This is a genomic window from Bacillus cereus group sp. BfR-BA-01383, from assembly GCF_022663495.1.
Taxonomy (GTDB): Bacteria; Bacillota; Bacilli; order Bacillales; family Bacillaceae_G; genus Bacillus_A; species Bacillus_A cereus_AU.
In genome coordinates, this window is the sequence record NZ_JAKUFP010000003.1 from 185,973 (window position 1) to 209,822 (window position 23,850).

The window sequence follows — 23,850 nt, forward strand, 5'->3', positions numbered from 1 at the left end:
TATTTCTGTAAAATATGGAAATCGTAAAGAGTATGTAAAAAAAGAAGGAGTGGTAAAGTGAACTATGTCATTATTGGCGGAGATGCAGCTGGTATGAGCGCAGCAATGCAAATTGTTAGAAACGATAAATCGGCGAATGTTGTGACGTTAGAAAAAGGTGAAATCTATTCATACGCTCAGTGCGGATTACCTTATGTAATTAGCGGTGCGATTGCTTCAACTGAAAAATTAATTGCGCGGAATGTGAAGACATTTCGTGATAAATACGGAATTGATGCGAAAGTACGTCATGAAGTAACAAAAGTGGATACGGAAAAGAAAATTGTGTACGCAGAGCATACGAAGACGAAAGATGTTTTTGAATTTCCATATGACCGTTTATTAATTGCGACTGGAGTGCGTCCTGTTAGGCCAGAATGGGAAGGACGAGAGTTACAAGGCGTTCATCTTTTAAAAACAATTCCAGATGCTGAGCGCATATTAAAGACGTTAGAAACGAATAAAGTTGAGGACGTAATCATTATTGGCGGCGGTGCAATCGGACTGGAAATGGCAGAAACATTCGTAGAACTTGGTAAGAAAGTAAGAATGATTGAGAGAAATGATCATATCGGTACGATTTATGATGCAGATATGGCGGAATATATACATAAAGAAGCAGATAAACATCATATTGAAATTGTAACAAATGAAAATGTAAAAGCTTTTATCGGAAAAGAGCGAGTAGAACAAATTGAAACGGATAAAGGTACATATAAAGCGGATCTTGTTTTAGTATCTGTCGGAGTAAAACCAAATACTGATTTTCTTGAAGGAAGCAGTGTACGTACAAATTATAAAGGGGCAATCGAAGTAAATGCATATATGCAAACGAATGTGCAAGATGTATATGCTGCTGGTGATTGTGCAGCACATTATCATGTTATAAAGGAAATTCATGATCATATCCCGCTCGGAACGACCGCAAATAAACAAGGGCGACTTGCTGGACTCAATATGGTTGATAAACGAAGATCATTTAAAGGTACGTTAGGTACAGGTATCATTAAATTTATGGATCTTACATTAGCGAGAACAGGCTTAAATGAAAAAGAAGCGAAAGAAATTAACATCCCGTATAAGATGGTCAAAGTAGATTCAACAAATATAGCAGGTTATTACCCAAGTGCCAAACCACTTCACTTGAAATTACTATATCATTCCGATACGAAACAATTATTGGGCGGACAAGTAATGGGAGAAGAAGGTGTAGATAAGCGAATTGATGTGATTGCGATGGCACTTTTCAATAAAATGAGCATTCACGATTTAGAAGATGTTGATTTAAGTTACGCACCACCATATAACAGCGTTTGGGATCCAATTCAGCAAGCGGCAAGGAGAGCAGAATAGCACTTTTTTAAGTGCTATTTTTTGTGTAAAGGGAAGTAATCTTGTTTATCGAATAATAAAGTGGGAGAAATAGTTACATATAGGGAAGGGGATTTTTAAAAATGGTTGTAGCACTTCAAAAAGTTCAAGAATCAGAAAAAGAAATACTCCGTAATTTGTACGCATTATATCTTCATGACCTTTCTAAATTCACTACTAACATAACGATTGGAGCGAACGGATTTTTTGAATACGAGGATTTGCACATGTTTTGGGAAGTTGATGGAATTACTCCATATTTCATAAAAGCCGATAATAGCATTGTAGGATTTTTATTACTATTGGAACGTCCATTTTTGAAGAAGGAAAACGACTTTGGTATTAATGATATTTTCATATTGAATCAATATAAGGGAAAAGGAATCGGGAAAAAGGTTATTGAAAATTTACTAGAAGAGAAATGAGGACAATATTTCGTTATTGAACTTATAAACAATATACCAGCTATTTCTTTTTGGAAGAAAGTATATAGCGAGCTAAAAATTGAATTTGACGAACAAAAGCAGCTAATTGATGATGAAGAATGCCTCGTTCAAACGTTTAAAATATAATGAAATAGGTGCTCCTAATATATTACTTTAAAATTTCACTTTATTTTGAATATACCATTCACCCTTGAAAACATAGTACTTATCACTTATATTTTCATATAGTATTTATTTTTAAACAAAGCAATGAACGAACCAGGGGGCGCAGTATGGCAATTAACATGAAAACAATTGAAGAATGGATTGCTGAATCAAACGCAAGACAAGAAGAAGACTTTGGACACGTTGTAGAAGAGATGAAAGAAGTATGTGTTGGACTTGATAATGCGACATTAATTTATACGAAAAATGTATTTTGTTTCGGTAAGAAAGTAGAAGTATTGTTCTTCTTCCAAGACCATGTCGTTATTGGACAAGAAAAAGAAGAATATATTGAAATTGAAAAATTAAAGTATGATGACATTACAAATAGCAACTTAAAAACAAATGACAAAAATACAACGTTAGAATTAAAGTTTGCTAACGGAAAATCTATCAATTTAGATAGTCTAAATGATAACTACGGTACGAAAAACTGGTTATTTGCAAGACAAATTAAGAGTATCTTTAAAGTAATCTAGTAAAAACAGCAGTCCCTTCAGGGCCTGCTGTTTTTACTTGTTTCCTATTACACAAAGGCAACCTCTTTCTTCGTAATATTTCACACTTTGAAAGCCTGTCGTATAAAAGAGGGTTATTAATTCTTCTGTCGTCTTAAATTTATCCATATGATATTGAATTTTGAAAGTTTCAGCCACTAATAAAAAGGATCCGTTCGGTTTTAAGACGCGAAATACTTCTTTTATATCGTGTTCAACATCAGGCCAAAAGTAATGGGTTTGAAAGGCAGTAATGAGGTCAAAGAAGTCCGTATGATATGGAATAGAGGAGACGCTAGCTTGATGAATGATTACTTTCTCTGTTTTTACATCTTTCATATTTGCTTTCTTTGAGTTTTCAACAGCTTGATCAGAGTAATCAATCCCGTGTATTTTCCCGAAAGGAGTTTGTTTTGAAAGGGTCTGTATTGTTTTCCCCCCGCCACAGCCGATATCTAAAATGACTGCATCTGTCTTTATATGTACTTTTTGCAAAGCCCACTTTGTTAATTTCTTATGTGCAGCGTTCATAATACAAAGCATGGAAGAACCAATTGTCCCGCGAGGATTTTTCGCTTGATCGATTAATCGTTGTAAAATGCTCAATTCAAACTCTCCTTTTATGTAAGAATATATACTCATTTCGCTTTTTATAAATTAAGTCCTTTAAAAAAAGCACGCCGTCTACCGGCGTGCTTCTAATTATGCAAAGACCCTTTTAGCCAATTCCGCGCTCGATACGCCCCAACAGGAACCTGAATGAGTGACGTTTTATCTCCGCAATCAATTCCATATAATTGATCACATGAATTTGTATCAAAACTTAGTAACGGATGTCCGCCCATTCCCATAGCGGTCGCAGCGAAAACGAGTTTATGAACGAGTATACCAGCTTCCATTTGATGAATTCGGTAACCTCTATAGCCTAATGTACGTGTATAGTAATCTTTCTTTCCGACTACATGTAAGCAAAGCGGTACTTGAAAAAGGTTTACGTTATCCATCGTCATACTAGATTGAAGGGGATAACGAAGGTCTCCATGCCGTATTGGTTGTATAGAATGTGTTTTACTGTTATAAGCGTAAGCGCCGTTTGCTACGTCTTTTACGTTATAAAAACATCCATATAATGAAACCCTTGCGTCTTGGTTTAAATGATTTCCATCAAGGTCGTTGTAATAAGGAAAGGAGAGGCTCGCTTCTTGTAGTAAAGTAGCGAGCTCGATTGTATCCCATTTCGTTAAAATAAAGTCAGCATCAGGTGAATATCGTTTTTTACAAAGTTGTAAGAAATCATACGATAAACGTTCTACTTTCGGTAGCTGTATAGCGTGAGCGCTATGTTGATAGTATTCTTCATGAGCGAATGTTTGGAAGTGTTCTGTCGATTCGATCATAGAAGCCTCGTTTATTTTTGTTATCATCGGATATTCATTCACATGCTTTGAGCGAACGAAATGTTCATGTGCTAATGGCGGAATTTGCTGTAGTAAGTCATGAGAAGTAACAGATTTATTTTCACGATGATCGTCATGAAACCAATCTATATTTGGTTCTGTACTTAAAGGAATAACCGCATACACACTTTCTTCACCTTCTGACAGTCCAAGTAAATGATTCATTGCCCGGTCTAGAAATTGAAAATATACGCCATTCGTGTAACCGAACTGTTTTGCGCATTCAAGCAATTGACCGATGAGAACACCACTATCTAATCCTTGAAGACGATATGAAAAATTATTGTATTTAAAGAAGTTTTTCCAAAACATAGTAGATACAAATGCAGCGCCAAAACAAGAATGTATGTTGCAACGATTGCCGAGTGCTTCTGTAAGGTAAGCATCGAAATTTCCTTCGCGAAGTAAGATAAGTCGGTGGTGCGCAGCGTCGTAATGGTAAATACCGTCTGGATAATGATCAATCTTTAAATATATATACAATTCATTCGGATATAAAGCGCCACCTGAAGGAATAGATCTTCGTAATAAATTTCTCTCGCTATTTAGCTGACATAATTGGGTTAAACCAAATGAGTACCAAAGGTAATGACCAATCTTATCCAAAGTAGGTGTAGTAGAAGAGTTCAGCAAAGATAATGGGATTTCTACAGAGAGAGGAATGACAGGTAAATTTCGATATAATTTATAAGGAAGCGGCGCGTCTTGCCAATCGACTTCATGATTCGGCATAATTTCATCAATAGAGAAATGGAGATGATGTAAAAAAGTATCCAGCTGCATGAAATCCCCTCCTTTATTATGGAAACGGATGCGGATGTGGATTTAATTGTTCATTTGTTAACGGCTCGGCTCTATATCCAAGTGTCACCGGTACGGTATACACTCGATCTAATCCTGTAACACGAGTAAGGTGATGGCCGAACGTCATCGGTAACATGCCTGGAATTATTACTTTTACACAATGTAATCCATTTTTCTCTATAAGCGGTACCGTTTGATTTACAACGATCACCTCAAGTCCAGATTGATGTATTCGGTTTAAAAGTTGATGAAGATCGGATGTCAAATCCATATGAAATGATTGTAGTCCGTTCATTTCTTGGAACGTTTGAACTGGAGCATCGTTATGCAAAAGGAAGTGAAGTCGTTCTTCCGCTTTTTTCAATCCGTACAGCATACTATGGTCTTCCATTTTATTAACGAGATAAGGATCTTGTAAGCAATTTTCGTAGTACTCTCTTTTTTGCTCGAGCTCATCGTCTGTTATTAGTAACATGCCTGCTATTTCGTGAATCGCACTTTTTAGCGCTCGGATTGGATCCAAATGAGCGCCACCCGCACAAGCAACATTCATTCCATTTTTCCGTGTATTTTTCGCAATTACCCATAGGCTTGGGATGCCGTGTTCCATCGTTGCATTAAAAACATGTAATTCATATCCGGTAATCGTGTGTAACCGCTGGATCATTAATTGTAATTCCGTATCATTTGCTGAACTAAGGTCAAGACGTGGAAGAGGTAATTCTGCATACCAAGTGAGCAAAAAGGCGTCACGCTCTACAATTTCTAAAATGCCGTGAAAAATTGCTTCTTCTAAACTACCACCAATCGCACAGCCATTTGATGTTTCATACACGAAAGCATCTCGATGACCGAGGCTATAATAAGCGATTGATTCTGGAACTAAAAGTGGCCGGTTTTGTGATAAAGAATATCCCCATACCCAGTTTTGCTCATAATCAGGATCAAATGGCTTAAATGGAAAACTATCACGATTATAATGTTCATTTGTATGTACACCGAGTGTGAGGGGATTCAGTGCATGATCCTCTAGTTCATGAAAACCGCCATGCACATTCGTTTTTTTTCCGCGGGGTGACATACCGCAATATCTCTCTAAACCTTCTAAAATAGCAGTTGCTTCACTTATTGCAAATGAATGAGTTCGGCCTGCAACGCCTTCATTTCCGAACATTAACGGCATGTTTATAATAACGTCAGCAAATGGTAATAAAGAATGCTGCATTTTGCCGTTCAACATACCAACCCGGTAATCTAAATAATCTCTCGTTAAAAATGTGTTTAGTTCATGAATAGAACGGCAGCGATACGTTTCAGTACTTATTTTTAAGCTTGGTTGTAAGGATATCGCTGCTGCATCTGCAGTATCATCAGGTAAATTACTACATACAGGACAGAGAGGATCTGGAAGAAAAGAATGCCTCGTACATTGTAATGTTTGTAAGTTTAGTAAAATGAGTTCATTTTCTAAAGAAGAATGTCCGTTAGCTAATATTTTCTCCGTTTCAGCATGAATGAGCTGAAACATTTGTAACATTCCATTTTTGGTGGCGCGTACATCCCGTCTCGTCACGTCATCTGCTTTTACCGCATATTTTCGCTGTAGTTCCCACATTTCTTTTTGATCAAAACCAGCGATAAAGCGTCTTCCATCGGCACAATGGGTGCATCCAGTTGCAAGAGGATGAATATAAGGACCGATAACACCTTCACCAAATGAAGTAAATGCACGTAACCACGGAATATGATTGGAACGAAAAATCAGCTCGGCATCATGATGAATAGTAGAAGGGGAGCCGTCATGTAATACGAGAGCGAGATCGATATTTTCAGGGATGCCTTCTGTAACTGTATGTTGGCGAATGATGGAATATTGTTTGCACAATTGATCATGTACATAATCTGCAAGTATGCCGTCTCCTATAAGAAGTATATTTTGAATCATAGACTGTCCTCCTTTGCAATTAATAACCCATACACACCATCTAAATTTTCTTTCAAAAATGATTCAATCGCTAAATCAAACACGAATGGATAAAAATTATGTTCTGCTAAATGTTGCAAGGCAAGCTGTACGGATTGCACACCGGGAATTTCTTCTTCCTCTTGTATTTCTACTCTAAAAGAATCAGTGTCATATAAAATAATAGATGATTCATTCGAAATATTAGCTCTATAAGGAGTCTCTTCATTTTGAATGTGAAGGAGTGATAGCTGTAGTGCGCTTCTTAACGCTAACGTCATATTAATATTAGCTGCACCATACCATCTATCATTTACACCGACCCAAACGACAGGAAAACTGAGAATCTCTTCACTCATTGCTATTTTAGGTATCTCATGAATTGTAGAGAGGGCATCATAATAAAACCTACAATGTTTATCATGAATTTCGGTTAAGTCAATTGTTGTAATTTCTTCTAGCGTATGTGACTGCCGCTCATACAGTTTATTGTTTAAATGTTGTTGTAGTGCTCGGTAAACACCTTCTGTCATCGTTTCCCCAGCGCCAATACCGATATCGTTATGTTCAGGAATAAGGCGATGAATGATTTCTGCTACATACGTTTCAATTCCTGTTAGACCAGCTTCACGGCGCGCTTCATTATGAGTCAATCCGCCGCAAGTCATAAGCGGAAGCAGGGAAGCTGGGCCATCTGATAGCGGAGTAGCTACTTGAATATGACATTGTGATAACGGTAACTGATATGAATTTTGTTCATCCCACACATGGAATATACCAGCTTCTTTAGAAGTTAATGAATCGAAAAAACGGAACAATTCAGTTGAAGTATGTTGATTGGACCGATGCTCAAGTTTTTCAGAAAGATTTTCTATTGTATCAATTGTAAAACTTTCATCAGTTGCGAGAGGATGTTTTATAAAAGGATGCCATGTCCCTTCGAGTGTTTCACAGTTTACTAAAAAGAATTGAGGCTCTTTTTCTCGGTAAGAATCATCAGCAACATGTTTAAATAATTCGAAAACAATTATATTTGCTAACATTGCGCCTGTAATCGGTGAGAACGGCGCTGGTGGATTTTCATTTTGTAAAGTAGCTTCATGTAGCCGATGCCATGCGGATTCCCAGCATTCTTCACGATCAGCTGTTACGACAGGTCCTGCTAAACCGAAATTTGATAAACAAATGGCCGGTATGAAGTTTTTTTCTATTTCTCTACAAATAGTGTGAACTGCTCTTAAACCTTCAATATCTCCATTTTGAGAAACGTACAAAATCGAGTCGAAAGGTTCGAACACTTCATGCAGGGAACGGTCAATTGTCGTATCTATTTCTTGAATCAGTACATTGCCATCAATTTCATGTGCACGTTCTATTAGCTCATGGATTCGGTCATAGTTTGTTTCAGCACGATCTGTAACGAGGTAATGAAATGTAGGTAAACCGGATTCTAGTAAAGAAGAAACTAAGGAAGTAAGCATATCTCCGGAACCAATTATAAGGACATTTGCCGCGCGGTACGTTTCGAATTTTAAAGCACCTGAATGAGAATCAGCTTCCAAAAATTCGATTTGCGAAGCATATCTGTCAAGCAATACACTGTTTAATTCATGAGGAGCATCTTGGCTTACATCACGAACGAAACCATTTTCATATAAAATCTCTCCAATTTCAAATACACGATTTTGATAAGGGAGAGGGAGACCATCGGTTATTTCTGCTAAAGAATGATTACCGTTAAACATCGGCATTAATTTTTCAATCCAGTTATAAATTCCATCACCGTCCATACGAAATGAACTGGCGTTATTTCGAAAATAGACACCCCCGTTTGAATCGGGAAGGAAGAAAGTATCCTTATTTGCTTTAAGTTTTGCATGAGATGGAAGGTTATTCATTTTAATCCTCCTTACGTTTTAGGCATACGTTATTAGCTTATGTCATGTGATTTGTCCCGTATGAACGCAATAAAAAAAGGCTGTAGAATGATTCATTCTACAGCCTTGAATAGACTTTTAGTCTATCAACCTTCTAATAATAATGATTTTGGATCTTCAAGCATATCTTTAACAGCAACAAGGAAGCTAACTGCTTCTTTACCATCAACAATACGGTGATCGTAAGATAGTGCAAGGTACATCATCGGACGGTTTTCCATACGCTCGTTATCAATCGCAACTGGACGTACTTGGATTTTATGCATTCCTAGAATACCTACTTGTGGGCTATTTAGGATTGGTGTCGACATTAGAGAACCGAAGACACCACCGTTTGTAATTGTAAATGTACCACCTTGTAGTTCTTTTAATGAAAGTTTGTTATCGCGTGCTTTCATACCTAAATTACGAATTTCGCTTTCGATTTCAGCGAAGTTTAATTGGTTAGCATCGCGTACAACTGGAACAACTAATCCATCTGGAGCAGCTACTGCAATACCGATATCATAGAATTTTTTAATGATAAGCTCGTCGCCTTGAATTTCAGCATTTAACAATGGGAATTGTTTTAATGCTGCAACAACTGCTTTTGTGAAGAATGACATGAAGCCAAGACGTACATCATGTTTTTTCTCGAAAGCGTCTTTACGTTCTTTACGTAATTCCATGATTGCACTCATATCAACTTCGTTAAATGTTGTTAACATTGCAGATGTTTGTTGAACTTCTACAAGACGTTTTGCAATTGTTTGACGGCGGCGGGACATTTTCACACGCTCAACTGGTTTTTCGAATTCAGTTTTTGCAACTGGAGCAGGAGCTGGACTTTTTGGAGCAGCTGGTGCTTCTTTTGGTGCTGCAGCATGAGCTTGTACATCGTGAGGTCTCACGCGTCCAAGTGGATCTGTGCTACGTACGTCGTTTAAGTCGATTCCTAATTCACGAGCCATTTTTCTAGCAGCTGGTGATGCGATAGGACGGTTTGTATTTGGTAGACCTTGTAGAGTCGTAGTTTGTTCAGCATTTGGAGCTGCTGCTTTCGGTGCTTCAACTGTTTCTTGTTTTGGTTGTTCAGCAGCTGGAGCAGGTGTACTTACTGCAACTGGTGCGCCATTCGCATCTAAAATTGCGATAGTTGCGCCAACTTCAACTGTATCCCCAGGTTCGCCTAGTAATTTCGATACAATACCTGAATCTTCTGCAATGATTTCTACATTGACTTTATCAGTTTCAAGCTCAACAACGCTGCCACCTTTCTCGACTTTGTCGCCTACGTTGATAAGCCATTGTGAAATAGTTCCTTCGGTAATAGATTCTGCAAGCTCAGGTACTTTAATTTCGATCATTTTAAATGTCCTCCCCTTATTTGCCTAACGGTGTGTTTTTCTTCTTTTATCTTCGGTAATCTCCATTTGTTAGCTCGCCTTGGGCAGAATATCTGCCCAAGATCAAGCTAGAAATCTTCATTGTTACTTTTAGTTGCTGTAAACTTCAATTTCTTGTTTATCTTGACGGAAGTTATACTTCACATCTAAAGCGTGTGCAACGATTAGTTCTTGCTCAGCTTTGTGAGCGAATGGATCGCCACCAGATGGGCTAGAACGATCAGGGCGTCCAATGTAACCTGTTTTCACTTTATCTCCAGCTAGTTCGAACAGAATTGGAGCCATGTAATGCCATGCACCCATATTACGAGGTTCTTCTTGAACCCAAATGATTTCTTCTAAGTTTTTAAAGCGTTTAATAATAGATTGAACTTTCTCAGCAGGGAATGGGTACAGCTGTTCAATACGAACGACATGAACCTCATCTAAGTTGTATTCATGTTTACCAGACTCAATTTCTGCTGCTAAGTCAATCGCCATTTTACCTGTGCTTAAAACAAGACGTTTTACTTTGCTTGGTTTCGTACCAAGGTTTTCTTGTTCTAAAGCAGGTTGGAAACGTCCTTCACTTAACTGACTAGCAGTTGAAAGCGTAAGTGGGTGACGTAATAAACTCTTCGGCGTCATAAGCACTAATGGTCGAACAGCTTCTGTTCCTAAGATAGATGCTTGACGACGTAAGAGATGGAAGTACTGTGCCGCACTCGTTAAGTTTGCAACTGTCCAGTTGTTCTCAGCAGCTAACTGTAAGAAACGCTCTGGACGTGCACTAGAGTGCTCTGGTCCTTGACCTTCATAACCGTGTGGTAATAGAAGGACTAAACCTGATTTTTGACCCCATTTTGCTCTTCCTGCTGATACATATTGATCAAATAATGCTTGCGCAGTATTTGAGAAGTCGCCATACTGTGCTTCCCACATAACAAGAGTTTCTGGAGCGAATACGTTATAACCATATTCATAACCAACAACTGCAGCTTCAGATAACGGACTGTTATGAACAGAGAATGAAGCGTTAATGTTTGGTAAGCGATGTAATGGTGAATATGTTTCATTTGTATCAGTATCGTGTAATACGATATGACGATGCGCGAATGTACCACGCTGTGAATCTTGACCAGTTAAACGAATTGGCGTACCTTCTTGTAAAATAGAAGCGAATGCTAATGACTCAGCAAGTGCCCATTCAATTTTACCGTTCTCTTCAAGAGCATCTTTACGGCGCTCAAGAATTTTCTTCACTTTCGGATATACGTTAAATCCTTCAGGCCAAGATAATAAGCCTGCATTAATTGCACGAAGTGAGTCAATCTCAACACCAGTATCGATGGGCTGAATGCCTTTTGCAACAACATCTGGCACTTTAACGTGAATTGTTGCATCGCCCGTATCAGCTGGTGGTACTTGTGCATAGTCAGATTTTAATTGCTCTTGTATAAACTGTGTAATTGTTTCAACTTCATCTGCATTTAGAACACCATCAGCTTGTAATTGATCTGCATAAATTGCTCTTACAGTAGGGTGGTTTTTAATTTTTTTGTACACTTGTGGTTGCGTAACTGCTGGGTCATCCATTTCGTTATGACCATAGCGGCGGTAACCAATTAAATCGATCAAGAAGTCTTTTTTGAACAACATGCGATATTGAATCGCAAGGTTAGCTGCAGCAAGACAGGCTTCCGGATCATCAGCGTTCACGTGAACAATCGGAATATCAAAACCTTTTGCAAGGTCACTTGAATATTTCGTAGAACGAGAATCATAGCTATCAGTCGTAAAACCAACTGCATTGTTTGCGATAACATGAATTGTTCCGCCCGTTTGGTACGCGTTCAATCTGCTTAAGTTGAGTGTCTCAGACACAATACCTTGACCAGGGAATGCAGCATCACCATGAACTAAAATTACGAATGACTTTGAAGTATCTTGTTCTGGAAGACCAGATTTTTTACGGTTTTCTTGAGCCGCACGTGCGAAACCTTCTACTACAGGATTAACGAACTCAAGATGACTTGGGTTATTTGCTAATGTAACGCGAGTGCTAACTTCTTCATTACTAACGACTTGTTCTCTACCTAAGTGGTATTTTACGTCGCCAGTCCATCCAGCATTTGCCACTGCGCCTTCTATTTTTGCATGTTTGAACTCAGCAAACATGTGACTATACGGTTTTTCTAGTACGTGTGCAAGTACGCTTAGACGACCGCGGTGAGCCATACCAATCATGACATCTTCTACGCCGCCCTTGGCACCTTCTAGAACAATTTCATCTAGAACAGGTACAAGCATATCAACGCCCTCGATAGAGAAACGCTTTTGCCCAACGAATGTTTTATGCAAGAATTGCTCGAAACCTTCAACAGCTGTTAAACGTTTTAAAAGAGCAGTTCGTTTTTTATTTGATAGTGGTTGACGCAATGAATTTGATTCCACCATTTGATGCAACCACGCGCGTTCTTCACTATCTTGTATATGAGAAAATTCATAAGCTAAAGATTTTGTATAAACGTCTTTTAATCTATGAATTACATCAAGTGCAGTGTGAATACCTTCTGGTGCATCTTGCCATACTGTTTTCGCTGGAATCGCTTTCAAATCAGCATCGCTCAGTTCGTTCATTGCTTTCTCAAGAAGAGATTGTCCATTTGCAGCATCTTCCATCGGGTTGATGTGAGCCAACGTATGCCCGAAAGAGCGAATTTGCTCAACAAGTTGAACGACTTTAAGAATTTTTTCAATGTTCCCTGTGTTTTGAGGAGAAAAATGTGTTGCTGTGTTGTCCCCTGTTACGACATCATCTTGAAACGAAGGAGCTCCAAAAATTTCAAAAAGCTCTTGTAATTCCGGATCAACAGAACCTGCTCCAGTTACGTAAAGATCATACTGCTCAATAACATAACCAAGGTTCGGACCGTGGAACTTGGCCCAAGGGTTTGTCGTTGAATTCTTCCTCGTCATTTGTTTAAACCTCCCAATGCATATAATCCTTTTCCATACAAAAGGTGCATTTTGCTCTTTTTCAATAATTGATTAACTAATAAATAATGTAATTGTTTTCTTTACTCTTATGTTATTACAATAATTTACATAATACCAAACACTATTACTTATCTGTTTTGTAAAAAAACATTCACAATAACTTATCACCCAAGTTAATCTTTCATGTTATAAAGTAATTTTACAGAAAAATGGGGTGGATATATTTGGTATACCTATACTAACAACTATAATTGTTGCATTTAAATATAGGTATAATAGTTAGAATGTTTCGGTAAAATATGGTTCGAATTATGTATATTGAAATAATAAGCGCTTTCATTGATATTATACAACAATATAACGGAATATAGTATAAAAAATAAAAAATTATGAATTTATCGTAAACTTTATTTAGATAGTGTTAAATATCGAAAGGAAAATGAAGGATTTCTACAAAAAAAGTGGCTAAACATAAAAAATGCTTCATAATCCGTTAGTTTCTATAAATATGCCGAAAAACACCGTAAAACCAATAACACATTTCATGGAATAAAGAGATAAATGAAATGTGTTAAAAGGATAAAACAAATATGGAGATATTAAATTTTTATAAAAGCGGGGAGGAGATATAGTAACGGATATATACATTGTTCCATGATTCATTTCAAAATAGACGTGCTGAAATTGAAAAGTTTCTTCTATATAAAAGGATGTTCTTCAGTTTTTACGTTAACAGCATATTATCTTCTTTTCTCTATTGGCTTAAACTTAAATGTCATTACACTATCTGCGGTTGAACTACTGAACATACTTATGGCACTCACGATGAGTACCGTCTTTATCCCGCTATTTGCGGGCAGTAAGACTCTCACCTTGAAATTTGGAAAATGCGAGGAAGTTAGGTGAGAGATCAACTGCCCATAAAAGCCCGATTGGTGAAGACTAATAATCAGTAGGGGATGGAAAAAATCCACTGATTAAAGTTTCACTTTATCTCATTTGTTGTTTTGGCAAAAAGATATTAAGATGTAATAGAGAAAGGAAGATTAACATATGCAAATGATGTATGCTTTTGGTATGGGGCTTGTTTTATTTTTAGCTGTATTCTTATTCATTCGTAAAGACGTTCAAGGCGGGACGTTAACGAAAAGAGGGTTTTATAAATTAATCGGCTGTTTAGTCGTTATGTTTATAGCGATTATCGTAATGATTGTTTTAATAAATCAGTCACTGTAGAGTTTAAAAACGGAACCTTACTTATGTAAGGTTTTTCTTTTTGAAAACAAAACTAAAAATTACCATAAAATCCATTTAATATCTATATTTTGTATTATATAATCCAATAAAATGATAGATAAGGAGAATAGTATATGAATAAAAAAGCTATCTTCTTTATAGCAATATGTCTACTACTTATAGCTAGCATTACTTATATAATATGTAACAAACGAGAACAAGTACCACCTATATTAGTATGGGACGAACAGGAATACTATGTTACGGATGAACCTGCAAAAGTAGAAGAAGTTGGGCAAAAACTTGGTGAAGTGACAAAGAAAATTGAAACGAGCAAACAGCCTACTAAAGATAGTGAGTCCAACATATTACAAGAAAAAACAGAAGTATTTGAAATGATTGTAGAAGAAGAGGATGAAAGGCTATCCATAATCATAAAAGAGCCTAATAGTGAAGAATATAGAGTAGCAAGGCCGATGTTAAAGCAAGTATTATAATGAAAAGGAGATTCATATGCAGGCAGTAATTTCATATTATAGCTATTATTTGCGGCTATTAATATATCGCTTTGGTTATCGCCTATGATTTTTGATCGGAGCATATGGATGGTAGTAGGATTAACAGTTGGTGTTTTAGCAGGATGCGCTAATCCGAAAGATACTGTTGAAGAATTTTTAACATCAATGCAAAAAGATGATATAGAAAAAGCTCGTACATTTGTTGTAAGTGACAAAGAGTTTAGTAAACTAAATGAAAAAACAGACGATGCGGAAGCAAAAGCAATGCTAAGCGCAATTATGAAAAACTTTAAATTTGAAAAGCTAGAAGAAGTATCCAAAAACGATGATAAAGCAGAAGTGAAAGTGAAAATTACATCTGCCGATCTATCTGTTGCTGTAACAAAAGCAATGGGAGAAGTTATGCCAATGGCCTTCGCTAGTGCTTTTAGCGAAGACAAAGAGCAATCTGAAAAAGCAATCGAAAAGACAATGACATCAGCTGTCATCAAACACTTATCAGATAAAGATGCAACAATGGCAACTCGCGAAGTTACATTGAACTTAAAGAAAGATAAAGATGGTGACTATAAAATTGTTGCTGATGACAACCTACAAGAATTGTTATTTGCTAATGCGAAGTCTTTGAAGAAGATGTTTGGTGGGAAGTGATTAAGTTCTTGTAAAAGAACGATAGTTACACAATGTTAGAGTGAGAATTTGAAAGTAGTAAAAAAAATGTCAGCATTTGCTGGCATCTTTTTTTATGCAAGCTAGTAAAAATAACTTATATGTAGTTCTATGCTGTTATTATAATGGAAAGTTTTGAGAGCGTACCTCATTTATTAATATTGACTATAGAATGTTAGTGATTGGCTAAAGAAAAAATTAGTATAGAGAGATGGGGTTGGATATGCTATGAATCTTACATTTTTCTCGTTATAAATGTTATAAAAGTATGATATATTAATATAGAATATTCAACTGGGGGAAGAAATATGAAAATTGTAAAGTCAAAAAAATTATGGATTACTATAGCAGTAATCGTTGGATTAGTAATTTCGTATTCAATTGGCGCTAGTGGTGCCAAGGTTACTATCGAGAAAGAAAAGGTTACATACGAAGAGGCAAAAGCGAAAGCAGAAGAAAAGGAAAAAGAATTAAGTTACACGAAGAGCAAGGTCAAAGAAGGTATTGATGCAGAACAAAAGAAGCTTGCTGACAAGAAAGTTGAAGTAGAAGAGACTTTGGCCCTAGTAGCAAATAAGAATCAACTAACGTCAGAAGTTGATAAACTAGGTAAAGATGTAGAGGCTAAAAAGGGAGAAGTAGGGAAATTAGATGGGGATATCCAATCAAAGACAAGTGAACTGCAGAAGCTTACCGAAGGCGTTAAGGCTAAGCAAGAAGAACCTAGAGTGCTAGGTGCAGGTGAATATATAGTGGGAAAAGATATTCCTGCTGGTCGTTATAAAGCTACAGCAGTAGGACGTGGTAGTAACTTCGTTGTCTTTGATAGCAAGAGTGGTTCAGCAACAGTAAATACTATTCTGGGCAATAGTTCAGTAGGTCGTGGAGATTATACTTTCTTTACTGGTACTGGCGATATTATCAAGACAGCAGAGCAAGTTAAACTTATTCCAGTTGAATAAGTTTAAAGAAATGCTGGAAAGAAGGGGTTAGAAAACCTTCTAAAAAGCTAAGAGAAGCGATTACAGGTGCAGTCATCTTTGTGAGCAGACTAGGCTTTACAAGATTAAGAAATATAAAATTGAAAAATTTTAATCATGTAATAAATAATAAAATAGACAACAGGAGTAAATACAATCATGAAAAAATGGATAATTTGGGCGGTAATTTTTTATATACATTCGGCGGTACTGCTATATAAGGGAATTGACAAAATTGAAGGGTATTATATGGCTAGTGAATATAGTGAGTTAAATAAGCATGTTTATGTGGGCGGAGACGCGTACAATTACATTATTAACTCTAATTTACTTACAGCATTCTTTGTACTTAGTGCAGCATTCTTTATCGCAGGAACTCTTTTAATCGCTACCGGATCGATTATTAAGGCCATTAAGGAAAAACAAGTAACTGCTAATAACAGTATATAAATTTAATAGTTTCCCCTTTCAGTAGGAAGTGTAAAAAGAACATGTATACACATGGCTGTTACACTAGTACTTGGAGGGGATTTTTTATGTCTAATAAAAGGCCGAGATTTAATACATACTTAGAAGAATTAAATTTATATAAATGGAGAGGAGCGTAACGACATGGTAAAGGGTAATATTCAATGATATGGATCACCGACTTTGCGGGTGTATATTGTTCACTTTCCTATAAGTTGATTTATACGGAAAGTGTGAAGGAAATGATTTAACAAAACTACTATAGAAGTTCACACTGGCACATATGTATAATCTGGAAAATAGATGCTTTGATTAAAAAATAGTTGTATCCAAGATTCGCTTTCATGATTTACATCATACACAGATAGCTTTTTTATTGATTAAAGGTGTACAGGTGATTTTTAAGTGAGTAGGGTATAGTAATACTGAAATTATTATATATTACAATTTACTTCCAGTTCTGCGAGTTAAATCATATGCCAAAAATAGCGATCTACCAGTTGGTAAATCGCTATTTTTGGCATATGACCCCGGAGAGGCTCGAACTCACGACCTCCACCCTGTCAAGGTGGCGCTCTCCCTGCTGAGCTACGGGATCTTCAAAAATGATTATGTATTCGAATTTTTAATCATTATGTTAAAGCAATTATATATAATTAACTGAAAATTTACAATGTTTTTGTGTAGTAAGTTTTTAAAGAGGTAGTGTAATAGAAAATAGGTTTATTTCAGAGGTTATATTATTATGTATGTTTTTATATTTAATAAGTAGAAGGTGCTGAAGTGTTATGATTTCCGATACCAATCTAAAGGGCCTTCATTACTTAAATCAACAAGAAAAGGAAATAAGAAGTGTAGAGGTAAGCTTATAAGTTCTGGCATAGCGTTCAATGTTTTCCTTGATACATATTGCCTTCCAAAACAATACGGACAATCTTTTTCAAATGTTATGAGAAGCGACCAGACCTCCTTTACTTTCCACTTAGTTTTACAATACGTACAACGCGCCATGGAGTTCCTCCTCATTTTAAGTTATTTTCTAATATATTCTATATCGTCGTACTAAAGTCAAGTGTATTTGGTGTGATAAAATGTAAGTTGGTTTGTTTTTATATGGATTTTTTCAGTAATTTATGATCGATTGTATGTCGTATGAGGGTTATGTAGGATAAGAGGTTTTCATTTTCAATATCCAAATTGGCCAATATATCCTTTTTACAATTTACTTAAAATCATGTATAACAGAGATACAAGATTATTTCATAAATATTCAGGAGTAGAGGGAGAAAAGTTGTAATGGTGAGAAAAACGTTCAAGATGCGTGTGTCTAGAAATAGAACGATTTCGATTAATGGGTCGATTCTTGATGTGGATGTGACGCATGATGAGTTTTTGCAAGAGTTCGTTGAGTGGGTTGATTCTAAAGGTTGGTCGTTTATGGGTATGACGGATGAGATTACGCCCGAGGAAGCTAGTCAAAAGTTAATAGATTCGTTGATTGATGAGAAGGATAAGAAAGAGTAATTCCTTCTTATTTTTATTGTATATTTATGTTCTTCATCGTAAAAGTATGATATAGTAAAAAATAGCTAATATTCTTCCAATTTAATACAAATTACATATAGATTGGTAGATTTTTTTTTGTTAAGGAAGTAAATTGAAAAGGGAGAGTCATATGGTTAATTTTAAGAAGATTTTGGCTTTTATTACAGTTATTTGTTTATTTTTTTTGACACCTATGACGTTACATGCTGAGACAAATGTTGGGGTGGATCCAGGACAAGTGGCGCCGCCACCCGCGGAAGGACCGAATGTTTTTAGTCAGTTTGCAGCTACGATTGATGCGAAAACAGGGGATGTGTTGTATGACAAAAATGCACATCATCGTGCATTTCCTGCTAGTATGACGAAAGTGCTAACAGCAATTTTACTTATGGAGCATACGAAGCCAGAAGATCAATTTAGGTTTTCACAATTAGCACTAGATCAAGAGAAGAGTAATTATCAAATTGAGTTTCAACCTGGTGAGACAATAAATAGAAATACTGCGCTTATGATTTTAATGGTGTTAAGTGCGAATGATGTGTCGTATGCGATTGCGGAGCGGATTGGCGGGAGTGTTGAGAATTTCGCTAATATGATGAATGAAAAAGCGAAGCAACTAGGGGCTACAGATAGTCACTTTGTAACACCAAATGGATTGCATGATCCGAATCATTATACGACGCCATATGATATGGCTATGATTACGAGAGGTGTGCAAAAGTATCCTGAAATTTTGCAAGCGATGAATACGAAAAGAACAACCGTTACGACATCTAGGCAGACGGTTTCTATTTTTAATAAATCTACTTATTTTGAAAACCCATATAGTATTGGCGGTAAGACGGGTTTTACGAATGAAGCGCGCAATACACTCGTTTTATTAAATGAGAAAGACGGAAATCGTATTATAAATGTAGTAATGGCTTCTCAAAGACCTGAAATTTATGAAGATTTGAAACAGATGGCGGAATATTCTTTTGGGCAATTTGTGAAGCAAACGGTGCTAGATAAACAGAGTTGGCATCAAAAGACAACGTATTTAAATAAAGATATTGATAGCGAACTTGAAAAAAGTGCAGAGCTTATGCTTAAGAAAGATGAAGGGAAAAATGTGAGAACTACTTTCCGGGCAGTTTCATTAGATAAAGACTCTTTGTATCATAAGGGAATCCATCGTGGTGAAGTAGTTGGTGCAGTTGATATTACGAAAAATAATCAAACAATTGCGACGATAAATGTTCTTTCAAAAGAAGATGTTACTTTTGCGATGCCTAAAAAAGATACAGTTGCGCCTGAAGTAAAAGACTCAAATGTGAAAATGATAAGCATTGGGATAGGAGCCATTGTATTATTTGGAGCCATTTTATATGTAGTGTTGCGTCGGAATACAAAAGGAATGAAATCAGAAGAAAAATAAATTACTAGTAAAAAGACTGTGAAGAGATTTTGTCACGGTCTTTTTTGTTTGCATATATTTTTTCGGAAAATTAACTAATAATTGTAAATTTTCTTATTGCATTTCCATTTTGTTCGTTATATTATTTAATTAAGTTCTTATTAAAGAACGAAAGTGAATATCACATACTTCAAATAATATAAAACAACGGAGAAGGAGAGAGACGATGAAATTCGTTTGGAAGATTATTAGCAACGTTATCTCATTTGTTTTATTTGCATTGATGGTTTTTTTAGCTTTTGTGGTTGTTTCGTCAAAAGCGAGTGGCGGAGATCCGACAGTGATGGGGTATCAATTTAAATCAGTGTTATCAGGATCGATGGAACCGACATTTTTAACAGGATCAATCATTGCGATAGAGCCAACGAAAGATGGTTCTAAATATCAAAAAGGTGATGTGATTACCTTTAAAGAGAAAGATGAAAAAATTATCACTCACCGTATTATCGGTGTGAAAGATACAAATGGAAAAGTAATGTATGAAACAAAAGGGGATAACAACAACGGCCCTGATTTAGAACCAGTACTTGCGGAGAATGTAATTGGCAAGTACGCAGATATTACGGTTCCTTACGTTGGTTATTTACTGAATTATGCAAACTCTAAGGCGGGAGCAGCATTGCTTCTTATCATTCCAGGAGTCTTTTTACTAGGTTATTCCGCGATTTCTATTTTTGGCGCTATTCGTAGCATCGATGGAGAAAAGAAAGAGAAAAAAGTAGAACAATCCGTCTAATTAGTTTGGTTATACTTTCCGTTTAGGAAGTTAACAAATATATATTAAGGGGATATGGACATGACTTTAAAGAAAAAATTAGGAATGGGTATCGCATCAGCAGTACTAGGAGCAGCATTAGTTGGTGGAGGAACATTTGCATTTTTCAGCGACAAAGAAGTGTCAAACAATACATTCGCAGCTGGGACACTTGATTTAGCATTAAATCCAACAACAGTAGTTGATGTATCAAATTTAAAACCTGGGGATACAATCAAAAGAGATTTTAAACTAGAGAATAAAGGCTCTTTAGACATAAAAAAAGTTTTACTAAAAACGGATTATAGTGTAGAAGATGCAAAAGGCAACAATAAAGAAGATTTTGGTAAACACATTAAAGTAACATTCTTAAAAAATGTAGATAAGCATGAAACAATTGTAAAAGAAACAACACTAGATAAATTAAAGGGTGACACACTTACAGCGGTTGATAATGATTTAGCTGCTTGGTTCTGGGATGAAAAAGGTATTTCTGCAGGTAATTCTGATAAATTTACAGTGAAATTCGAGTTTGTTGATAATGGTAAAGATCAAAATGAATTCCAAGGCGATAAATTAAAATTAAATTGGACGTTTGATGCACAACAAACAGCAGGTGAAGAAAGATAATAATAAAAAAGGGCTATCACATGGATAGCTCTTTTTCTATTTTTCTAGTATATGTCTATCAATTTTAATAGTTCTTTACTATAATATAAGTAATGTTCTGTATAAAGAACGAATTGTTCGATGGGAGAGATTAAGATGCTGAAAAGACCGCGTAATTTTAAAAAGATGCTTATATTGCCGTGTATGTGCTCTATTACGTTTTATTTAGGATCTCAAATAATGACGTATACAGAAGCAGCATTCATTCATGAAACGAAAGTAGAAGCTGCTCTTTCTACAGCGATTATATTTCCAAAAACAGTTGATACGTTAAAAGAACAAGCTGGACAGCATAAACAGTTTATTGAACATGAGTATGGAGAAATGAAGGGGAAGTTGAAAGCAACTTCTATTGAAGAAATAGAACAGGCAATTGTAGTATGGCAGCAAGGACGTGAGAAAATTGCTTCTGAGAAGGAAGCCCTGCAAAATGTATATACTGAAATAGAAACTCCTTACAATCAAATACAGGAAGAATTAAAAGTGAATAAAAGTGAGTCGATTCAGCAAGTAGCCTTATATGTGAATGCAGGCTTTCATAGTATAAAAGATAAGCGCGATTATATTGAGAAAGAAGTTAGTTTGCCAGCTATTGATGAGCAGATTCAGGCCCTTCATCAACAATTAAACGATGCAATAGAAGCAGAGAAACAGGCAGAAGAACAGAAACAAGCAGAAGAACAGAAACAGGCAGAAGAACAGAAACAAGCAGAAGAACAGAAACAAGCAGAAGAACAGAAACAAGCAGAAGAACAGAAAAAAGTAGAAGAGCAGAAGAAAGTGGAAGAACAGAAAAAAGTAGAAGAACAGAAGAAAACAGAAGAGCAGAAAAAATAGAAAATACTAGTATAGTACCAGAAAAAACGAATGAACAAGCTGTAAATGGCCATGAAAAAATTAATGTTTATATGAGTGTGAGGACGCATCATCCCTCACCTCTTTGTCTTGCTTTCGTTTTCTTATAGTATTAAATGTATTTGAGTGTGGAACAAGTGAAAATCATTAAAGTATTCACCTTTAATTTTCTGAAAAATCAAAACAGTATTGAGAAATAAAAATAACTGAAAATACTAATAAATACTTGTTGTATTTACATAGGTTCGTTCGTTATAATGAACTTAAGGTTTTTAAAAAAGAACGAATATTAGCTTAGCTAATATAGTTTTAGTTACACCTCTTATGTATATAAGAGATAGCAATGTAAAAATACAAAAAACAGCTAGGGGGAATTGATTGTGAGTCTGAAAAAGAAATTAGGTATGGGAGTTGCATCAGCAGCATTGGGGTTATCTTTAATTGGTGGAGGAACATTTGCATTCTTTAGTGATAAAGAAGTATCGAACAATACATTTGCAGCTGGGACGTTAGATCTTACATTAAACCCTAAAACGCTTGTAGATATTAAAGATTTAAAACCAGGAGATAGTGTTAAGAGAGAGTTCTTATTAAAGAACAGTGGTTCGTTAACAATTAAAGATGTTAAATTAGCAACAGAGTATACTGTGAACGATGCAAAAGGTGATAATGCTGGTGAAGACTTTGGTAAGCATGTTAAAGTAAAATTCCTTTGGAACTGGGATAAAGGAAGCGAGCCTGTATATGAAACAACTTTAGCAGAGTTAAAAGATGTGGATCCGGATGTTTTAGCTAAAGACGTCTTTGCTCCAGAGTGGGCTGAGAATGGTGGTTTAGCTCCAGATTCAGAAGACTATTTATGGGTACAGTTTGAATTCGTAGATAATAATCAAGACCAAAATATTTTCCAAGGTGATTCATTGAATTTAAAATGGACATTCAATGCTAACCAAGAAGCTGGCGAAGAAAAATAATAAAAAAGCGGGTATCCCCCGCTTTTTTTTATAAAGAAAAAGAAGTGCCGGTTGTAAGCACTTCTTTCTATGTATTATTTGTGATTTTGCTTCCACTTTGTAAATTCAAGAAATTCACGAAACTGTTCTTTGGAGACACCGGAGCTCATAGCATCTTTAACGAGCTGTGTCCATTCGGAGTCTAGGTTAGTTTCCGTTGTTGTTTCATCGTGAAGTAAAGTATCAACTGGAATTTGTAGCACTGTTGCGATTTTTTCAAGAAACTGAATAGAAGGGTTTTTTTGTAAATTCCGTTCTATGGAACTAATGTAAGATTTAGCGACACCAGCTTTTTCGGCGAGTTCTGTTAATGAAATGCCTTTTTGTAAACGAAGGCGTTTTATACGTTCTCCAATCATATTTGCGCACCTTTCTATCAATGTGTAGTCGTCTGATGATGTCATTATTATAACATAAACTTCGTTAAAAAGAACAAGGCTATTGAGCCTGGCTCGTTTGCTTCATACGTTGGAAAAAGTGTTCGATATCTTTCAGGGCGATACCAGCATCTAGAGCTTCAAGCATTAAATCAATCCATTCTTGGTCCAGTGCGTCTGTCTTATCTTTGTACAAGTGTAATTCCTCCCTAATTATTGGTCATAATT

General features: G+C 36.1%; 22 protein-coding genes, 1 tRNA gene and 2 pseudogenes. 15 read left to right on the top strand and 10 right to left on the bottom strand.

Features of this window, described 5'->3' with window-relative positions:
• The first annotated feature begins 57 nt into the window (after positions 1-57).
• From MR065_RS04860 to MR065_RS04870, 3 genes and pseudogenes are all read left to right on the top strand, one after another.
• Positions 58-1,392, top strand: a complete 1,335-nt coding sequence (locus MR065_RS04860; protein ID WP_242212691.1) for an FAD-dependent oxidoreductase — start codon at positions 58-60, stop codon at positions 1,390-1,392.
• Positions 1,393-1,493: 101 nt separating this feature from the next.
• A pseudogene (locus MR065_RS04865) lies at positions 1,494-1,982 on the top strand (GNAT family N-acetyltransferase).
• Positions 1,983-2,128: 146 nt separating this feature from the next.
• On the top strand, positions 2,129-2,539 hold the full coding sequence (locus MR065_RS04870) for a DUF3908 family protein (RefSeq protein WP_097903889.1): 411 nt from the start codon (positions 2,129-2,131) through the stop codon (positions 2,537-2,539).
• Between the two features lie 33 nt (positions 2,540-2,572).
• On the opposite strand, the gene MR065_RS04875 is transcribed toward MR065_RS04870, so the two are convergent.
• The 6 genes from MR065_RS04875 to odhA all read right to left on the bottom strand — a co-directional run bounded on the left by MR065_RS04875 (position 2,573) and on the right by odhA (position 13,061).
• Positions 2,573-3,163 carry a class I SAM-dependent methyltransferase gene (locus MR065_RS04875; RefSeq protein WP_242212692.1) on the bottom strand — a complete coding sequence of 197 codons (591 nt, stop codon included), beginning with the start codon at positions 3,161-3,163 and terminating at the stop codon, positions 2,573-2,575.
• A gap of 92 nt (positions 3,164-3,255) precedes the next feature.
• Positions 3,256-4,797: a SagB family peptide dehydrogenase gene (locus MR065_RS04880; protein WP_242212693.1), complete on the bottom strand. Its 1,542-nt coding sequence runs from the start codon at positions 4,795-4,797 to the stop codon at positions 3,256-3,258.
• A 16-nt stretch (positions 4,798-4,813) separates the two neighbouring features.
• A complete protein-coding gene (locus MR065_RS04885; protein WP_242212694.1) occupies positions 4,814-6,763 on the bottom strand; it encodes a TOMM precursor leader peptide-binding protein in 1,950 nt (649 codons plus the stop codon).
• On the bottom strand, positions 6,760-8,679 hold the full coding sequence (locus tag MR065_RS04890) for a putative thiazole-containing bacteriocin maturation protein (protein ID WP_242212695.1): 1,920 nt from the start codon (positions 8,677-8,679) through the stop codon (positions 6,760-6,762). Before MR065_RS04890 ends, MR065_RS04885 begins: the two co-directional genes overlap by 4 nt.
• 125 nt (positions 8,680-8,804) lie before the next feature.
• A complete protein-coding gene (gene odhB, locus MR065_RS04895) occupies positions 8,805-10,064 on the bottom strand; it encodes a 2-oxoglutarate dehydrogenase complex dihydrolipoyllysine-residue succinyltransferase (protein WP_242212696.1) in 1,260 nt (419 codons plus the stop codon).
• A gap of 129 nt (positions 10,065-10,193) precedes the next feature.
• Positions 10,194-13,061, bottom strand: coding sequence for a 2-oxoglutarate dehydrogenase E1 component (gene odhA, locus MR065_RS04900; protein ID WP_242212697.1), 2,868 nt, complete (start codon positions 13,059-13,061; stop codon positions 10,194-10,196).
• A 674-nt stretch (positions 13,062-13,735) separates the two neighbouring features.
• Between odhA and MR065_RS04905 the strand changes: the two are divergent.
• The 6 genes and pseudogenes from MR065_RS04905 to MR065_RS04930 form a co-directional block, all read left to right on the top strand.
• Positions 13,736-13,988: pseudogene (locus MR065_RS04905) on the top strand (hypothetical protein); the annotation flags it as partial.
• A 147-nt stretch (positions 13,989-14,135) separates the two neighbouring features.
• Positions 14,136-14,318 carry a DUF3976 domain-containing protein gene (locus MR065_RS04910; protein WP_242212698.1) on the top strand — a complete coding sequence of 61 codons (183 nt, stop codon included), beginning with the start codon at positions 14,136-14,138 and terminating at the stop codon, positions 14,316-14,318.
• 134 nt (positions 14,319-14,452) lie between these two features.
• Positions 14,453-14,815 carry a hypothetical protein gene (locus tag MR065_RS04915; RefSeq protein ID WP_242212699.1) on the top strand — a complete coding sequence of 121 codons (363 nt, stop codon included), beginning with the start codon at positions 14,453-14,455 and terminating at the stop codon, positions 14,813-14,815.
• A gap of 108 nt (positions 14,816-14,923) precedes the next feature.
• Positions 14,924-15,487 carry a DUF5105 domain-containing protein gene (locus tag MR065_RS04920; RefSeq protein ID WP_242212700.1) on the top strand — a complete coding sequence of 188 codons (564 nt, stop codon included), beginning with the start codon at positions 14,924-14,926 and terminating at the stop codon, positions 15,485-15,487.
• Between the two features lie 326 nt (positions 15,488-15,813).
• The gene (locus tag MR065_RS04925) at positions 15,814-16,467 is read left to right on the top strand and encodes a hypothetical protein (protein ID WP_242212701.1); all 654 of its coding nucleotides are present in this window, start codon (positions 15,814-15,816) and stop codon (positions 16,465-16,467) included.
• Positions 16,468-16,644: 177 nt separating this feature from the next.
• Entirely contained in the window at positions 16,645-16,935 is a 291-nt protein-coding gene (locus MR065_RS04930) for a hypothetical protein (protein ID WP_000758799.1), read from the top strand.
• 543 nt (positions 16,936-17,478) lie between these two features.
• On the opposite strand, the gene MR065_RS04935 is transcribed toward MR065_RS04930, so the two are convergent.
• Both MR065_RS04935 and MR065_RS04940 read right to left on the bottom strand, forming a co-directional pair.
• Positions 17,479-17,551: transfer RNA gene (locus tag MR065_RS04935), tRNA-Val, on the bottom strand.
• Between the two features lie 188 nt (positions 17,552-17,739).
• Positions 17,740-17,964 (bottom strand): hypothetical protein, encoded by a 225-nt coding sequence (locus tag MR065_RS04940; RefSeq protein WP_242212702.1) that lies wholly within the window; start codon positions 17,962-17,964, stop codon positions 17,740-17,742.
• Between the two features lie 285 nt (positions 17,965-18,249).
• Between MR065_RS04940 and MR065_RS04945 the strand changes: the two genes are divergently transcribed.
• From MR065_RS04945 to calY, 6 genes are all read left to right on the top strand, one after another.
• Positions 18,250-18,477 (top strand): hypothetical protein, encoded by a 228-nt coding sequence (locus MR065_RS04945; protein ID WP_000251864.1) that lies wholly within the window; start codon positions 18,250-18,252, stop codon positions 18,475-18,477.
• A gap of 151 nt (positions 18,478-18,628) precedes the next feature.
• The gene (locus MR065_RS04950) at positions 18,629-19,915 is read left to right on the top strand and encodes a D-alanyl-D-alanine carboxypeptidase family protein (RefSeq protein WP_242212703.1); all 1,287 of its coding nucleotides are present in this window, start codon (positions 18,629-18,631) and stop codon (positions 19,913-19,915) included.
• A gap of 205 nt (positions 19,916-20,120) precedes the next feature.
• On the top strand, positions 20,121-20,690 hold the full coding sequence (gene sipW / locus MR065_RS04955; protein WP_242212704.1) for a signal peptidase I SipW: 570 nt from the start codon (positions 20,121-20,123) through the stop codon (positions 20,688-20,690).
• A 60-nt stretch (positions 20,691-20,750) separates the two neighbouring features.
• On the top strand, positions 20,751-21,338 hold the full coding sequence (locus MR065_RS04960; RefSeq protein ID WP_098387998.1) for a CalY family protein: 588 nt from the start codon (positions 20,751-20,753) through the stop codon (positions 21,336-21,338).
• A 120-nt stretch (positions 21,339-21,458) separates the two neighbouring features.
• Positions 21,459-22,214: a DUF4047 domain-containing protein gene (locus tag MR065_RS04965; RefSeq protein ID WP_242212705.1), complete on the top strand. Its 756-nt coding sequence runs from the start codon at positions 21,459-21,461 to the stop codon at positions 22,212-22,214.
• 398 nt (positions 22,215-22,612) lie between these two features.
• Positions 22,613-23,206, top strand: coding sequence for a biofilm matrix protein CalY (gene calY, locus MR065_RS04970; protein ID WP_242212706.1), 594 nt, complete (start codon positions 22,613-22,615; stop codon positions 23,204-23,206).
• A 74-nt stretch (positions 23,207-23,280) separates the two neighbouring features.
• Here calY and MR065_RS04975 read toward each other — a convergent pair whose 3' ends face one another.
• The gene (locus MR065_RS04975; RefSeq protein WP_242212707.1) at positions 23,281-23,604 is read right to left on the bottom strand and encodes a helix-turn-helix domain-containing protein; all 324 of its coding nucleotides are present in this window, start codon (positions 23,602-23,604) and stop codon (positions 23,281-23,283) included.
• Positions 23,605-23,683: 79 nt separating this feature from the next.
• Positions 23,684-23,818 carry an anti-repressor SinI family protein gene (locus MR065_RS04980; protein WP_098269098.1) on the bottom strand — a complete coding sequence of 45 codons (135 nt, stop codon included), beginning with the start codon at positions 23,816-23,818 and terminating at the stop codon, positions 23,684-23,686.
• Positions 23,819-23,850: the final 32 nt, after the last annotated feature.

What these genes read in the sequence shown, in the direction of transcription:
- MR065_RS04945 (WP_000251864.1), top strand. Translation starts at nt 18,250, where the DNA reads ATGGTGAGAAAAACGTTCAAGATGCGTGTGTCTAGAAATAGAACGATT.
- MR065_RS04975 (WP_242212707.1), bottom strand. Translation starts at nt 23,604, where the DNA reads ATGATTGGAGAACGTATAAAACGCCTTCGTTTACAAAAAGGCATTTCA.
- odhB (WP_242212696.1), bottom strand. Translation starts at nt 10,064, where the DNA reads ATGATCGAAATTAAAGTACCTGAGCTTGCAGAATCTATTACCGAAGGA.
- MR065_RS04870 (WP_097903889.1), top strand. Translation starts at nt 2,129, where the DNA reads ATGGCAATTAACATGAAAACAATTGAAGAATGGATTGCTGAATCAAAC.
- MR065_RS04880 (WP_242212693.1), bottom strand. Translation starts at nt 4,797, where the DNA reads ATGCAGCTGGATACTTTTTTACATCATCTCCATTTCTCTATTGATGAA.
- MR065_RS04960 (WP_098387998.1), top strand. Translation starts at nt 20,751, where the DNA reads ATGACTTTAAAGAAAAAATTAGGAATGGGTATCGCATCAGCAGTACTA.
- MR065_RS04925 (WP_242212701.1), top strand. Translation starts at nt 15,814, where the DNA reads ATGAAAATTGTAAAGTCAAAAAAATTATGGATTACTATAGCAGTAATC.
- MR065_RS04965 (WP_242212705.1), top strand. Translation starts at nt 21,459, where the DNA reads ATGGGAGAGATTAAGATGCTGAAAAGACCGCGTAATTTTAAAAAGATG.
- MR065_RS04885 (WP_242212694.1), bottom strand. Translation starts at nt 6,763, where the DNA reads ATGATTCAAAATATACTTCTTATAGGAGACGGCATACTTGCAGATTAT.
- odhA (WP_242212697.1), bottom strand. Translation starts at nt 13,061, where the DNA reads ATGACGAGGAAGAATTCAACGACAAACCCTTGGGCCAAGTTCCACGGT.
- MR065_RS04915 (WP_242212699.1), top strand. Translation starts at nt 14,453, where the DNA reads ATGAATAAAAAAGCTATCTTCTTTATAGCAATATGTCTACTACTTATA.
- MR065_RS04940 (WP_242212702.1), bottom strand. Translation starts at nt 17,964, where the DNA reads ATGGCGCGTTGTACGTATTGTAAAACTAAGTGGAAAGTAAAGGAGGTC.
- MR065_RS04910 (WP_242212698.1), top strand. Translation starts at nt 14,136, where the DNA reads ATGCAAATGATGTATGCTTTTGGTATGGGGCTTGTTTTATTTTTAGCT.
- sipW (WP_242212704.1), top strand. Translation starts at nt 20,121, where the DNA reads ATGAAATTCGTTTGGAAGATTATTAGCAACGTTATCTCATTTGTTTTA.
- MR065_RS04930 (WP_000758799.1), top strand. Translation starts at nt 16,645, where the DNA reads ATGAAAAAATGGATAATTTGGGCGGTAATTTTTTATATACATTCGGCG.
- MR065_RS04920 (WP_242212700.1), top strand. Translation starts at nt 14,924, where the DNA reads ATGGTAGTAGGATTAACAGTTGGTGTTTTAGCAGGATGCGCTAATCCG.
- MR065_RS04890 (WP_242212695.1), bottom strand. Translation starts at nt 8,679, where the DNA reads ATGAATAACCTTCCATCTCATGCAAAACTTAAAGCAAATAAGGATACT.
- MR065_RS04950 (WP_242212703.1), top strand. Translation starts at nt 18,629, where the DNA reads ATGGTTAATTTTAAGAAGATTTTGGCTTTTATTACAGTTATTTGTTTA.